Below are 13,463 nucleotides of genomic sequence, written 5' to 3'. Positions count from 1 at the left end.
GTTCAATCGCCCAGCGGCAGCCGGTTCGGGCCGCCGCGGTAGCCGTCCAGCGCCAGCTTGATGCGGCGCAGGCGTTCACGGTTTTCTTCTTGATGCAGCATGGCCAGCTCGGTGGCCAGCAGGTCGATCGCCAGCATCATGGCGTAGCGCGAGGCCGAAGGCTTGTAGATGAAGTCGGTCTCGTCGGTGCGGATCGGCAGCACCACGTCGGCCATCTCCGCCAGCGGCGAGGTCGCGTCGGTGATGGCGACGATGCGGGCGCGGTACTGCTTGACGATGCGCGCCGCGCCCAGGATCTCGGGCGTCAGGCCCGAGGCCGACAGGATCAGCACCGCGTCGCGCTCGTCCAGTGTGGCGGCGACCATGCGCAGCAGCACCGCGTCGGTGTAGACCGCGATGGGATAGCCCAGCCGCACCAGCCGCGACTGCACTTCCTGCGCCAGCACGGCGGACGCGCCGCCCATGCCGAACACGTAGATCATGCGCGCTTCGTGCGCGATGGCCGTGGCCTGGCCGAACAGCTGCTCGGTGAAGGTCGGCAGGTGCGCGCGCAGCGTGCTTTCGATGTCGGCGTAGATGCGCGCGTAGAACGTGCTTTCCTCGGCCGGCGCGGTGGGGTCCAGGAAGCGGCTGCCCACGGTGCTGGCCTGGGCCAGCTTCATCTTCAGGTCGCGGGTGTCCTCGCAGCCCACCGTGCGGGCGAAGCGCGAGATCGTGGCGATGCTGACGCTGGCCTTGGCGGCCAGCTGGTCGACCGTGGCGCTGGCGCTCCAGATGATGTTGTCCAGGATGGCGTCGGCGACCTTGCGCTCGGTGACGCTCAGGTCGTCGCGCCGGCTGCGTATCTGGAAAACGATGTCGCGGATGTTGTTCTTCATGGGCAGGGTCCTGGATCGGGGGGCGCGTGCTAGGCCGCCAGCTCGGGGTCTCCGAGGCGGATACAGGCCACATGATGCCCCGGTCCGACGTTGACGGCCGGCGGCAGCGGCGCGGCGCAGGCCTCGGTCGCGTGCGGGCAGCGGGTGCGGAACACGCAGCCCGACGGCGGGTTGACCGGGCTGGGGATGTCGCCCTTGAGCAGGATGCGCGAGCGCGGCGCGCGCGGATCGGGCACCGGCGCGGCCGACAGCAGGGCGCGAGTATAGGGGTGGCGCGGCCGGGCGTACACCTCGCTGGTGGGGCCGCGTTCCATCACGCGGCCCAGGTACATCACCACGACTTCGTCGCACAGGTAGTCCACTACCGCCAGGTCGTGGGCCACGAACAGCATGGTCAGGCCCAGGTCGCGCTGCAGGTCCTGCAGCAGGTTCAGCACCTGCGCCTGGACCGACACGTCCAGCGCCGAGACCGGCTCGTCGGCCACGATGAAGTCAGGCTCCACCGCCAGTGCGCGGGCGATGCCGATGCGCTGGCGCTGGCCGCCCGAGAACTCGTGCGGATAGCGGCGCGCGTGATCGGCGTTCAGGCCGACGCGTTCCAGCAGTTCGCCGATGCGGGCCGCGCGGCGGTTCTGCGCCAGCTTGTGCGTGTTCAGCGCCTCGCCCAGGATCTCGGACACCGTCATGCGCGGGTTGAGGCTGGCGTAGGGGTCCTGGAACACGATCTGCATGCGGCGACGCCACGGCAGCATCTGCTTTTCGTTCAGGTTCGTGATGTCCTGGCCGTCGAACAGGATGCGGCCGGCGGTCGGCGCGAACAGGCGCAGCAGCGCGCGGCCGGTGGTGGTCTTGCCCGAGCCGGACTCGCCGACCAGGCCGACGATGGTGTTGCGCGGCACGTCGAAGGTGACGCCGTCCACCGCCTTGACCATGGGCGCGTTGCGCGATTGCGAGGTGGGGAAATGGACCTTCAGTTCCTCGATGCGCACCAGCGGATCGGCGGCGCGGACGGCGGGCTGGCGCGAGCGGCCGGCGGCGGCCGGCTCCAGGGCTGGCGTCGCAGCGTTCTCGTTGTGGGAGAGGGCGTTCATAGCGGGGTCACCTTGATGCAGCGCGCACGGTGCTCGGGCTGCACCGGAATCAGTTCGGGCACGTCGCGCCGGCAGCTGTCGTCGGCCTGCGGGCAGCGCGGCGCGAAGGTACAGCCGGCCGGCAGCGACAGCACGCTGGGCACGTTGCCGGGAATGGCGCGCAGCCGTTCGCCCGAGGCCAGCAGGGCGGCAGTGGGCAGGCAGGACAGCAGTCCGCGGGTGTAGGGATGCGTGGGCTTCTCGAACAGGTCGTAGACGCCGGCGTCCTCGACCACGCGGCCGGCGTACATCACCGCCACGCGGTGCGCGATCTCGGCCACCACGCCCAGGTTGTGGGTGATGAACAGGATGCTCATGTTCATCTCGGCCTGCAGGCGGCGCAGCAGGTCCAGGATCTGCGCCTGCACCGTCACGTCCAGCGCCGTGGTCGGCTCGTCGGCGATCAGCACCGCCGGGTTGCAGGCCAGGGCCAGCGCGATCATCACGCGCTGGCGCATGCCGCCGGACATCTGGTGCGGGTACTCGTTGACACGGCGCTCGGCCGCCGGGATCTCGACGCGCTCCAGCATTTCGCGGGCGCGGCGCAGGGCGTCGGCGCGCGAGCCGCCCTCGTGCAGCAGGATGGCCTCGGCGATCTGGTCGCCCACCGTGTACAGCGGGTTCAGGCTGGTCATGGGCTCCTGGAAGATCATCGCGATCTCGGCACCGCGGATGCGCCGCAGCGTGGCGGGCGTGGCCCGCGCCAGGTCATGCTCCTGGCCCTTGCGGTCGCGGAAGCGGATCTTGCCGGCCTCGATGCGGCCCGCGGGCTTGGGCAGGAGGCCCATGATGGACAGGCTGGTCACGGACTTGCCGGAACCGGACTCGCCCACGATGGCCAGCGTTTCGCCGCGGGCCAGGTCGAAGGTGACGCCGTCCACGGATTTGGCCACGCCGTCGCGGCTGTGGAACCAGGTCTTGAGTCCTTCAACGGACAGCACGACGTCTCGGGTGCTTGCCGACATGATCAAAGCTCCTTGCGCAGGCGCGGGTCCAGCACGTCGCGCAGGCCGTCGCCGACCAGCTGCAGCGACAGCACCGAAAGAATGATGGCGATGCCGGGGAAGATCATGATCCAGTCGGCCGAGCCCATGTACTGCTGGCCGGCGTTGATCATGGTGCCCCAGGTGGGAATGTCGGGCGATACGCCCACGCCCAGGAACGACAGGCCGGCTTCGGCCAGGATCGCGTAGGCGAAGATGAAGGTGCCCTGCACCAGGATGGGCGACACCAGGTTGCGCAGCACGTGCACGCTGATGATGCGCCAGGTCGGCACGCCCAGCGCGCGGGCGGCTTCGACGAAGGGCAGCTCGCGGATCACCAGCGTCGAGGCGCGCACGATGCGCGCCAGGCGCGGCGTGTACACGATGCCCAGCGCGATCACCACGTTGGTCAGCGACGGGCCCAGCGCGGCCACCAGCGAGATGGCCAGCAGGATGTCGGGGAAGGCCATCATGGCGTCGATCACGCGCGAGACGATCTTGTCGGCCGAGCGGAAGAAGCCGGCGACCAGGCCCAGCGCGATGCCCAGCACGCTGGACAGCACCACCACCGAGAAGCCCACCGTCAGCGACAGCCGGCCGCCGTGGATCACGCGGCTGAATACGTCGCGGCCGAAATCGTCGGTGCCGAACCAATGCGCGGCGCCGGGCGCCTTGAGCCGGTTCATGATGGACAGCTTCATGGGGTCGTAGGGGCTGACCCAGGGGGCCAGCAGCGCGGCGCCGATCAGCACGATCAGCACGATCAGGCTGATCAGCACGGTCTTGCGCGAAACCAGCAGGCGCAGCACCTGCCAGCGGTCTACGCCGCCGGGGCTTACGGTTGTTGCGTTCGTCATATCAATTCTCCAAAGCGCGGCGCGTCACCGACAACGTCTGCGCAACTGCGGCCCAATCGGGATGCCGCGGAGCCGGCTTTGCCGGTCCGTTGGCATGCCCCCTCGAGGGGGGCCGCCCAGGTGGGAAGCGCGCAGCGCTGCGGGGGTGGGCCTCCATCAATAGCGGACGCGGGGGTCCACCAGTAGATACAGCAAGTCGATGAACAGATTGATCAGCACGTAGATCGCCGCGATGATCAGCAGCGCGCCCTGAATCACCGGGTAGTCGCGCCGCAGCACCGCCGACACCACCAGGCTGCCCACGCCGGGCAGGCCGAACACGGTCTCGGTCACGACGGCGCCGCTGATCAGCAGCGCCGTGGTCAGGCCCAGCACCGTCAGGATGGGGATGAGCGCGTTGCGCACCGCGTGCTTGAGGATCACCTGGCCTTCCGGCAGGCCCTTGGCGCGGGCGGTGCGAACGTAGTCGTCGCGCAGCACGTCCAGCATGCTGGCGCGGATGAAGCGGGTGATCAGCGCCGAGTTCACCAGGCCCAGCACCACCGCCGGCAGGATCAGGTGCGACAGCCGCGTCGCCAGCGAGGCGTCCGGGCCGCCGTAGCCGGCCACGGGCAGCCAGCCCAGCTTCACCGAGAAGACCTGCATCAGCAACAGTCCCAGCCAGAAGCTGGGCACGCTGGAGGTGAACATCGAGAACGACAGTACCGACTGGTCCAGCGTGGTGCCGCGCTTGACGGCGGACAGGATGCCCACCGGCAGCGCGATGGCGCTGGCGATGATGAGCGACATCAGCGTCAGCAGCAGCGTGGGTTCGGCGCGGTCGGCCAGCGCCGACAGCACCGGCTTGTTCATGAAGATGGATTGCCCCAGGTCGCCCTGGACCAGCTTGCCCAGCCAGCCCACGTACTGCACGGCGAAGGGCTGGTCCAGTCCGAGCTGCGCGCGCAGCGCGTCGATGTCCTGCTGGCTGGCCTGGGGGCCCAGCATGACGGCGGCCGGGTCGCCCGGCGTGATGCGGATGATCACGAACACGATGGTCGCGACGATGAACATCACGGCCACCAGCCCGACCAGCCGGTTCAAGAGATAACGCAACACGATGGTGTCCTAGATCAAGGCGAAAACTCGGGGCATTCCTGCAAGGGGCGGGGCGGCCGCCTGAACGGCCAGCCGCCCTGCGCATTGCTTACTTGGCGCTCTTCCAGGCATTCCAGAAGAACGGCCACGGCGCCGGCTTGGTGCCCTGCAGCGACGGCGAGCGCGCGCCCTGGGCGTTGAAGTCCCCGACCTTGATGAAGGGGATCTCGTCATACACGGCCTGCTGCACGTCGGCCCAGCGCTTGACGCGTTCTTCCTGGGTGCGCGCCTGGTTGTACGCGTCCATGACCTGGGCGCGGCGCGGCGTGTCCCACCAGCCCGGCGCGTCCTTGGACGGGAAGTCGATCAGGGCGGGCTCGGGCAGGAACACGCTGTGGGTGATGAAGATGTCCCACACGGCCGGATCCTGGCGGCGCTGCGTCAGCGTGGCCCAGTCCACCACCTGCATGTCCACCGTGAAGCCGGCGGCCTTCAGGTACTCGGCGGCGACCAGCGCCATCTTGTAGTGGAACTCGTACTGCTGGCTGGTCAGGATGCGGATCTTCTTGTCGGCGACGTTGGCGCCGTCCAGCAGCTTCTTGGCGGCGGCGGTGTCGGCCTTGTTGTAGACCTTGCCGCCCAGCGACGTGGCCCAGGGGTAGCCCTCGGGGTACAGGTCGCCGTTGAGCTTGTAGAACTCCTTGTTGCCGAAGGCGGCGAACAGCATGTCCTCTTCGTTCAGCGCCAGCTGCACGGCCTGGCGCACGGCCAGGTTGGACATGATGCCCTGCTTGGTGTTGAGCACCAGGCGCGGCCAGCCGAAAGGCTTGAGCATGACCGGGTCGGAACGGCCGCCCTTGAGCTTGTCCAGCGATTCCACCGGCAGCGAGTCGACGTAGTCGAACTGGCCGGCCACGGCGGCTTCGGTGCGGGTGTTGGCGTTGCTCACCGGCACGAAGCGGATTTCGTCCAGGTACTGCTTGCGGGCGCCGCCGTAGCCGTCGGGCTCGCCTTCGCGCTGCTTGTAGCCGTCGAAGCGCACCAGCTGGATGTACTGGTCCGGCACGCGGGCCTTGAGCTGATAGGGGCCGGTGCCGACGATCTCGGTCAGGACCGGGGCGATCTTGCCCTTGGGCATGATGACGGCGGCGGCATTGTTCATGGCCAGCAGCGCGGTCAGCGGCGAGTAGGGCTGCTTGAGCGTGATGCGGATGGTGTTGGCGTCGGGCGCCTCGATGCTGGAGATGACCTTGGCGGCGCCCTTGCCGCGCGTGGCGGTTTCGGTCCAGCGCTTGAGCGAGGCCAGCACGTCGGACGAATCCATCTTCGAGCCGTCGTGGAAGGTGATGCCCTGGCGCAGCGGAATCGTGTAGACCAGGCCGTCGGCGCTGATCTCGGGCATCTTGTCGGCCAGCAGCGGGGTCAGGTTCCACTGGGCGTCGAAGGTATACAGCGTTTCGAAGAAATGCTGCGTCAGGATCCCGACCAGGTCGGCGGTGCTGCTCATCGGATCCAGCGTCGGCGGTTCGCCGATGGTGGCGACCGATATCGTGCCTCCCTTGACCGGCGTCGGGGCGCTGAAGGCAGGGGCGGACAGGGTGGTCAAGCCGATGGCGCCGGCCAGCAGCAGGCGTTGCAGCCCGCCGCGCCGGGAGGTGCGGAAGTTCATGTCTCTCTCCAGAGGGTCAAAAACAGTTGTCGCGTGATTCAGGAAAGCGCCGGGCCGTCCCAAGTTTTTCCCCCTCGGGGGCCTGGCGCATTACTGCAGGGGCGCTTCTTAGAAAAATGTTTCCGCGACGTCGATGACGCGGAATTGCTCGTCCACCAGCAGGACCTGGCGCCACTTGTCGAACGTCAGGCAGGGATGGGAGATGTCGAAGGCGATCATGTCGCCGACCTGGATGTCGTCGCCTTCGCCGATCTGCATGAAGGCGTGCTGGTCCATCATGGCCGTCAGCTTCCAGTGCGCCGGGGCGGCGCCGGGGGCGGCCTGGCCGGGACGGTAGCGCAGGGCGGGCGTGGGCAGGCCGGCGTCGAAGGCGGCGTCGCGCTTGCCCAGCGCGATGATGGCGCGGCCCGGCTCGGGCAGCGATTGCACGTAGGCCCAGACCTGCAGCGCGGGCTGCAGGCCCGGATCCATCTTGCGGGCCACGGGGTTGTGCGCGTTGATGCGCTCGGCCGCCGAGCGGTAGACGCCCACGTCGTGCGACAGGTAGCAGCCGGGGCGCAGCACCACGTCCAGCGGCGCGCCGATGTCCAGATTCGAGAATTCCTCGGCCACCACGTCGAACCAGGCCGAGCCGGCGCCGGAGATCAGCGCCGGGCCGTTCTTGCGCAGGCGGCCCGCTTCGGCCAGGCCGCGCAGCGCGCCGGTGGCGCGGCGCAGGAAGGCGCGGATGGCCTGTTCTTCCTGCAGCACGCCTTCGTAGACTTCGATGCCGGCCAGGGCCAGCGCGGGCCAGCGGGCGATCTCGTCGGCCACCGCCTGGAATTGCGCGTCGTCGCGCACGCCGGTGCGGCCGCCGGCCGGGCCCAGCTCGATCAGCACGGGCAGCGTCAGGCCCTGTTCGCCGAAGTAGGCGCCCAGGTGGGCGGCATTGGCCGGCGAGTCGATGATGCAGAAATAGGTGAAGTCCGGATCCTGGCGCAGGATGCGGGCGATGATGGCCATGTTGGCGCGGCCCACCAGCTGGTTGGCCATCAGCACGCGGCGGATGCCGTGGTTGTGCGCGGCCTGCACCTGGGGCGCGTTCGCCAGCGTGATGCCCCAGGCGCCGCCGTCGATCTGGCGCTGGAACAGGGCCGGGCTCATGGTGGTCTTGCCGTGCGGCGCCAGCTTGACGCGGTAGGCTTCCATGAAGCGCTGCATCCACTGCAGGTTGTGGCGCACGCGGGCTTCGTACAGTACGGCGGCCGGCAGGCTGACGTCCTCGGCCAGCAGGTTCCAGCCCAGGTCCGCCACGCCGGCGGTGGTACAGGAGGCGGGGAAGGCGCCGAGGCCTTTGCCGTTCACGTCCAGGGGGGCTGCGGGGAAGGAGGAGATGCTCATGGCGCTGGCGGGTCTTGGTGGACAGTCTTGGAAAATATTTACGGGAAATCCGTTTTTTTTCATTATCGTGAAAGAAATTTACAAGCGGGAGCTGGGGGTTTCCCTAAGACGCCCGTCTCGGGGCGGAAGGCGCGACAATGGAGGGCCGCGCAGTCGCGCAGGCATCGCCCGCCAGGGCGGCGCCGCCCGGCCGCCACTCCGTTTCGAGGAAAAACCATGCTGAAAGTCGCCTTGGGCCAGTTCGCCGTCAGCCGCGTCTGGGAAGAAAATGCCCAGGTCTGCGAGGACCTGATGCGGCGCGCCAGCGAGGCCGGCGCCGGCCTGCTGATCCTGCCGGAAGGCATCCTGGCCCGCGATATCACCGACCCGCAGATCGTGCTCAAGGCGGCCCAGCCGCTGGACGGCCCCTTCGTGTCCCGCCTGCTCGCCGCCAGCCGGGGCTCGCGGCTGGCCACCATGTTCTGCGTGCACGTGCCCACGGGCGACGGCCGCGTCTGGAACACCCTGGTCACGTTGCGCGACGGCGAGATCATTTCCGAGTACCGCAAGCTGCACCTGTACGACGCCTTCAACATGAAGGAATCGACCAACGTCACGCCGGGCGACCAGATCCCGCCGCTGCTGGAGATCGACGGCCTGAAAATCGGACTGATGACCTGCTACGACGTACGCTTCCCGGAAATGGCCCGCCGCCTGGCGCTGGACGGCGCCGACCTGCTGGCGCTGCCGGCGGCCTGGGTGCGCGGTTCGCTCAAGGAAAACCACTGGGAAGTGCTGGTGACGGCGCGGGCGCTGGAAAATACCTGCTACATCGCCGCCACGGGCGAGTGCGGCGAGCGCAACATCGGCCGCAGCATGGTGGTGGATCCGCTGGGCGTGGTAACGGCCAGCGCCGGCGAGGGGCCGGCGCTGGTGCTCACCGAGATCGATCCCGAGCGGCTGGCGCACGCGCGCAAGGTGCTGCCCGTGCTGGCCAACCGCCGCTTCGCGGCGCCGGAGCTGGCCTGAGCGCCGCTGGCGGGACGGGCGACGGCGCGCGTCCGGTCCTGAACGGTTCCGGCCGGCCGTGGCAGCATGGCTGCCGTGGTGTAATGCTGTCTTGAAACCCTTGCCTTATTCCCCCATCTGCTGCCAATGAGCAACGATCTCTTCGCGGCCGATCCTGCCCATCGGCCTTACGTGCCCCTGGCCGAGCGCCTGCGTCCGCGCACGCTGGCCGACGTGGTCGGGCAGTCGCACCTGCTGGGTCCGGACAAGCCGCTGCGCGTGGCCTTCGAATCGGGCCGGCCGCATTCCATGATCTTCTGGGGGCCGCCCGGCGTGGGCAAGACCACGCTGGCGCGCCTGATGGCCGATGGCTTCGATGCCCAGTTCATCGCCATTTCCGCAGTGCTGGGCGGCGTCAAGGACATCCGCGACGCCGTCACCGTGGCCCAGGTGGCGCAGGGGCAGGGGCGGCGCACCATCCTGTTCGTGGACGAGGTGCACCGCTTCAACAAGGCGCAGCAGGATGCCTTCCTGCCCTATGTCGAAAGCGGCCTGTTCACCTTCATCGGCGCGACCACCGAGAACCCTTCGTTCGAGGTCAATTCGGCCTTGCTGTCGCGGGCGCGGGTCTACGTGCTGCAATCGCTCACGCCCGAGGAGCTGCAGTTGCTGGTCGACCGCGCCATCGCGGCCTTCAACGACGGCCTGGAGGCCGGCGCCGCCATGCGCGTCGAGCCGGACGCGCGCGAGCAGCTGGCGGCCTGGGCCGACGGCGATGCGCGCCGGCTGATCAGCGCGGTGGAAGTGGTGGCCGAATCGGCCCAGTCCGCCGGACGTGACAGCGTGGACGCGGCCTGGCTGGAAATCGCGCTATCGCAGAACCTGCGGCGTTTCGACAAGGGCGGCGACGCCTTCTACGACCAGATCAGCGCCTTGCACAAGGCGGTGCGCGGCTCCAATCCGGACGCGGCGCTGTACTGGTTCTGCCGCATGATCGACGGCGGCGCCGATCCCAAATACCTGTCGCGCCGGCTGGTGCGCATGGCGGTCGAGGACATCGGCCTGGCCGATCCGCGCGCCACCGACCTGGCCGTCAATGGCGCCGACATCTACGAGCGACTGGGTTCGCCCGAAGGCGAGCTGGCGCTGGCCCAGGCAGTGGTCTACATGGCCTGCGCCGCCAAGTCCAACGCCGTCTACAACGCCTACAACCAGGCCCGCAAGTTCGCGGCCGAGCACGGTAGCGCGCCGGTGCCCATCCACTTGCGCAATGCGCCGACCAAGCTGATGAAGCAGCTGGGCCATGGCAAGGCCTATCGCTACGCCCACGACGAGCCGCATGGCTACGCCGCCGCCGAGCAGTATTTCCCCGATGGATTGAATCCTTCCTTCTACCGGCCGACCGACCGCGGCCTGGAGGCTAAAATCCAGCAAAAGCTGGCATTCCTGCGCGAGCTGGACGCACAGGAACGCGCCAAGAAACGGTAAGGGGCCGCCGGCCCGCTTGCCTTCCGCAACCTCACCGACATCACCATGCTAGACCCGATACTGCTGCGCAAAGACCTGCAAACCGTCGTCGACCGCCTCAAGACCCGCGGCGTGTCCTTCGACACGGAACGGTTCAACGACCTGGAATCCCGCCGCAAGGCCGTCCAGACCGAGACCGAATCCCTGCAAGCCCGCCGCAACGCGCTGGCCAAGCAGATCGGCCAGCTCAAGGCCAAGGGCGAGGACGCCAGCGCCGTCATGGCCGAGTCCCAGGCCGTGCCGGTGCGCCTGAAGCAGCTGGAAGAAGAGCTGGCCGCGCTGCAGCAGCCGCTGAACGAGCTGCTCATGTCGGTGCCCAACCTGCCGCACGCCAGCGCGCCGCTGGGCGAGTCGGCCGACGACAACGTCGAAGTGCGCCGCTGGCTGCCGGCCGCCGCCGGCCCCGACGGCAATCCGCAGCCTCTGGCCTTCGAAGCGCGCGACCACGTCGCCGTGGGCGAGCCGCTGGGCCTGGATTTCGACATGGCCGCCAAGCTGTCCGGCGCGCGCTTCTCGTTCATGCGCGGCCCGATCGCCCGCCTGCACCGCGCGCTGGCCCAGTTCATGCTGGACCTGCAGACCGGCACGCACGGCTACACCGAGTGCTACACGCCCTATATCGTCAATGCCTCGACGCTGTATGGCACGGGCCAGCTGCCCAAGTTCAAGGACGATATGTTCGCCGTGTCCAAGGGCGGCGGCGATGACGATCCCAAGGTCGACGACCAGGGCAAGCCATATGTGCGCGAGGACCAGTACCTGATCTCGACCTCCGAGATCACGCTGACCAGCGTGGCGCGCGATGCCATCCTGGCTGCCGCCGAGCTGCCGCTCAAGCTTACCGCCCATACGCCGTGCTTCCGCTCCGAGGCGGGCAGCGGCGGCCGCGATACGCGCGGCATGATCCGCCAGCACCAGTTCGACAAGGTCGAGATGGTGCAGATCACCGCGCCCGACCAGTCCTACGAGGCGCTGGAAGACATGGTCGGCCACGCCGAGCGCGTGTTGCAGCTGCTGGAACTGCCGTACCGCGTGGTGCTGCTGTGCACCGGCGACATGGGTTTCGGCGCGGCCAAGACCTACGACCTGGAAGTGTGGCTGCCGGCGCAGAACACCTGGCGCGAGATTTCCTCGGTGTCCAACTGCGAGACCTTCCAGGCCCGCCGCATGCAGGCGCGCTTCCGCAACGCCCAGGGCAAGCCCGAGTACGTGCATACGCTGAACGGTTCCGGCCTGGCCGTGGGCCGCGCGCTGGTGGCCGTGCTGGAAAACCACCAGCAGCCGGACGGCAGCGTGCTCGTGCCCAAGGCGCTGCAGCCCTACATGGGCGGCCTGACGGTGCTCAAGCCCTGAGCGCGGGCGGCTGACGCCGGCCTCCTCCGTCCGGCCATCGTCCGGACGCAAGGAAAAATGACGGACTCCCTCGGGAGTCCGTTTTTTTTATGCTCGGAACACGGGCTCGGTTTTGTTCACCCATATGGGCTTGTGCGATATGCGTGCCAGCCATATTCCTGTCGCTTTTGCCGATTAATCTGCGCGGATAAGTGCTTGGTTTAAATGTTAATAATTGTGTAATCCGATATAAGGGCCGGATAGTTGCGGCACAATACGCAGGCGTATACACGCATCATTCACTTATAAATAACAAAGGAGTTATCCATGACTTCAAGAATGATTGGAGATTTTCGCGTGAGATGCTCGGTGACTCAGGAAGAGAGCCAGGGCTACCGCGTGCAGATCTGGACCCGCCGCATTGGCGGCAGCGCGCCGGAAAAATGCTGGACGGTACCCGGACAGGAGCCGTTCGCGACCTTGGACGAAGCGGAGCAGGAAAGCCGCAGTCTGTTCGAGGAAATCAACGGCGTGCGTTTCAACGGTGAACCGGAGTTTGCTCATGCGTCCGCATAATGGTTGGTGGCGGGCGTCGAGCGCACCCCGCCGGTGGATCGATCTGGTCCAGGAGCCGTCGCGTTGGGAAGGCGGCAAGGTTCAGCAGGCGCCTTTGGCGAAGCCGGCCGCTGCCGGCAAGCCGCTACAGGTTCCCGCTGCCTGATTCGCCTATATCGTCGGGCGACCGGACATCGCCCCGACCCCTGGCGCATCAGCTCACGAACGGCGCGGCTGCGCTGCTCGAAAAAAAGGCCACTCGAATGAGTGGCCTTTTGCTTGGCTGCGCGCCGGATCAGCGGCGGTAGCCGTGACCGTGACCCCAGCCGCCATGACGGTAGTAGCCGCCGCGGTCATGCCAGTAGCGGCCGCCGCCGCGGTAGTACACCGGCGCGGGATAGATGACGGGCGGCGCGACATAGACAGGCGCCGGGCGGTAGTAGACGGGCGGGGGCGGCGCGTAGACCGGCGCCGGCGCGACGTACACGGGCGGGGGCGGCGCCACGTAGACTGGAGCGGCCGGGTAGACGACGCCGGGCACGCCGATGGATATGCCCACGTCCACGCGAGCCATGGCCGCGCTGGATATCACCAGGCCGGCGGCGGTCGCGCCAGCGATAAGCCATTTGTTCATGTTGCACCTGCCCGCTGCGTGATGCAGCAAAGTTGAGTAGTTGTCGACGCTATTTTCCCGCCTTTCATCGTGGAATTGGTAAACGCCCCAGGCGCAATGGCGACAATACGCAACTGTCCCCCTGTGTCATGGCGTGGCGACGCTGCATTGCGGCATCCGCTTTCCGCTCTGGTAAACCCGGAGCTGAAATCGACTGAAATGCGGCGGAATCCCGCTGATTCTCGCCATGGAGTTACAGGCGGTCACCATCTGGGAGGCGGGCGTGGCGCGGTCGCGACGGCATGCACGGATCGCGCGCTCAGTTTTCCTGCAGTCCGTCCTGCCGGCGGCGGAATTCCACTACCCAGACCCAGGGGTTGGCCGCCCAGGCATGGGTGCCGTAGCGTTCGCACCAATTGAGCGCGAAGGCGGTCTGCAGGGGCACGCCAGGCAGCAGCGACGATGAATGATAGAG

General features: G+C 67.8%; 12 protein-coding genes. 4 read left to right on the top strand and 8 right to left on the bottom strand.

Going from position 1 to position 13,463, the window contains the following annotated elements; translation table 11 throughout:
• Window positions 1–2: 2 nt before the first annotated feature.
• From KDH83_RS08675 to KDH83_RS08645, 7 genes are all read right to left on the bottom strand, one after another.
• Entirely contained in the window at window positions 3–878 is an 876-nt protein-coding gene (locus KDH83_RS08675; protein ID WP_103272892.1) for a MurR/RpiR family transcriptional regulator, read from the bottom strand.
• A gap of 29 nt (window positions 879–907) precedes the next feature.
• Window positions 908–1,969 (bottom strand): ABC transporter ATP-binding protein, encoded by a 1,062-nt coding sequence (locus KDH83_RS08670; protein ID WP_249204952.1) that lies wholly within the window; start codon window positions 1,967–1,969, stop codon window positions 908–910.
• Entirely contained in the window at window positions 1,966–2,973 is a 1,008-nt protein-coding gene (locus KDH83_RS08665) for an ABC transporter ATP-binding protein (protein WP_103272893.1), read from the bottom strand. Before KDH83_RS08665 ends, KDH83_RS08670 begins: the two co-directional genes overlap by 4 nt.
• A gap of 2 nt (window positions 2,974–2,975) precedes the next feature.
• Window positions 2,976–3,848: an ABC transporter permease gene (locus KDH83_RS08660; RefSeq protein WP_212314455.1), complete on the bottom strand. Its 873-nt coding sequence runs from the start codon at window positions 3,846–3,848 to the stop codon at window positions 2,976–2,978.
• 156 nt (window positions 3,849–4,004) lie between these two features.
• Window positions 4,005–4,946 (bottom strand): ABC transporter permease, encoded by a 942-nt coding sequence (locus tag KDH83_RS08655; RefSeq protein WP_212314454.1) that lies wholly within the window; start codon window positions 4,944–4,946, stop codon window positions 4,005–4,007.
• A gap of 88 nt (window positions 4,947–5,034) precedes the next feature.
• Window positions 5,035–6,594, bottom strand: a complete 1,560-nt coding sequence (locus tag KDH83_RS08650; protein WP_212314452.1) for an ABC transporter substrate-binding protein — start codon at window positions 6,592–6,594, stop codon at window positions 5,035–5,037.
• 108 nt (window positions 6,595–6,702) lie between these two features.
• A complete protein-coding gene (locus KDH83_RS08645) occupies window positions 6,703–7,974 on the bottom strand; it encodes an amino acid deaminase (RefSeq protein WP_212314450.1) in 1,272 nt (423 codons plus the stop codon).
• Between the two features lie 216 nt (window positions 7,975–8,190).
• Between KDH83_RS08645 and KDH83_RS08640 the strand changes: the two genes are divergently transcribed.
• The 4 genes from KDH83_RS08640 (at window position 8,191) to KDH83_RS08625 (ending at window position 12,396) form a co-directional block, all read left to right on the top strand.
• Window positions 8,191–8,982: a deaminated glutathione amidase gene (locus KDH83_RS08640; RefSeq protein WP_212314448.1), complete on the top strand. Its 792-nt coding sequence runs from the start codon at window positions 8,191–8,193 to the stop codon at window positions 8,980–8,982.
• Window positions 8,983–9,108: 126 nt separating this feature from the next.
• The gene (locus KDH83_RS08635) at window positions 9,109–10,449 is read left to right on the top strand and encodes a replication-associated recombination protein A (protein ID WP_212314443.1); all 1,341 of its coding nucleotides are present in this window, start codon (window positions 9,109–9,111) and stop codon (window positions 10,447–10,449) included.
• Window positions 10,450–10,494: 45 nt separating this feature from the next.
• Window positions 10,495–11,841 (top strand): serine--tRNA ligase, encoded by a 1,347-nt coding sequence (gene serS, locus KDH83_RS08630; RefSeq protein ID WP_212314441.1) that lies wholly within the window; start codon window positions 10,495–10,497, stop codon window positions 11,839–11,841.
• A gap of 306 nt (window positions 11,842–12,147) precedes the next feature.
• Window positions 12,148–12,396, top strand: a complete 249-nt coding sequence (locus KDH83_RS08625; protein WP_212314439.1) for a hypothetical protein — start codon at window positions 12,148–12,150, stop codon at window positions 12,394–12,396.
• A 274-nt stretch (window positions 12,397–12,670) separates the two neighbouring features.
• On the opposite strand, the gene KDH83_RS08620 is transcribed toward KDH83_RS08625, so the two are convergent.
• Window positions 12,671–13,009, bottom strand: a complete 339-nt coding sequence (locus KDH83_RS08620) for a virulence factor (protein ID WP_212314437.1) — start codon at window positions 13,007–13,009, stop codon at window positions 12,671–12,673.
• Window positions 13,010–13,463: the final 454 nt, after the last annotated feature.

Origin of the sequence: Achromobacter sp. Marseille-Q0513 (assembly GCF_018195695.1) — a bacterium.
GTDB lineage: Bacteria > Pseudomonadota > Gammaproteobacteria > Burkholderiales > Burkholderiaceae_B > Achromobacter.
This window is presented reverse-complemented; position numbering and strand designations above follow the sequence as displayed.

What these genes read in the sequence shown, in the direction of transcription:
- KDH83_RS08635 (WP_212314443.1), top strand. Translation starts at nt 9,109, where the DNA reads ATGAGCAACGATCTCTTCGCGGCCGATCCTGCCCATCGGCCTTACGTG.
- KDH83_RS08625 (WP_212314439.1), top strand. Translation starts at nt 12,148, where the DNA reads ATGACTTCAAGAATGATTGGAGATTTTCGCGTGAGATGCTCGGTGACT.
- KDH83_RS08665 (WP_103272893.1), bottom strand. Translation starts at nt 2,973, where the DNA reads ATGTCGGCAAGCACCCGAGACGTCGTGCTGTCCGTTGAAGGACTCAAG.
- KDH83_RS08620 (WP_212314437.1), bottom strand. Translation starts at nt 13,009, where the DNA reads ATGAACAAATGGCTTATCGCTGGCGCGACCGCCGCCGGCCTGGTGATA.
- serS (WP_212314441.1), top strand. Translation starts at nt 10,495, where the DNA reads ATGCTAGACCCGATACTGCTGCGCAAAGACCTGCAAACCGTCGTCGAC.
- KDH83_RS08650 (WP_212314452.1), bottom strand. Translation starts at nt 6,594, where the DNA reads ATGAACTTCCGCACCTCCCGGCGCGGCGGGCTGCAACGCCTGCTGCTG.
- KDH83_RS08645 (WP_212314450.1), bottom strand. Translation starts at nt 7,974, where the DNA reads ATGAGCATCTCCTCCTTCCCCGCAGCCCCCCTGGACGTGAACGGCAAA.
- KDH83_RS08670 (WP_249204952.1), bottom strand. Translation starts at nt 1,969, where the DNA reads ATGAACGCCCTCTCCCACAACGAGAACGCTGCGACGCCAGCCCTGGAG.
- KDH83_RS08675 (WP_103272892.1), bottom strand. Translation starts at nt 878, where the DNA reads ATGAAGAACAACATCCGCGACATCGTTTTCCAGATACGCAGCCGGCGC.
- KDH83_RS08660 (WP_212314455.1), bottom strand. Translation starts at nt 3,848, where the DNA reads ATGACGAACGCAACAACCGTAAGCCCCGGCGGCGTAGACCGCTGGCAG.
- KDH83_RS08640 (WP_212314448.1), top strand. Translation starts at nt 8,191, where the DNA reads ATGCTGAAAGTCGCCTTGGGCCAGTTCGCCGTCAGCCGCGTCTGGGAA.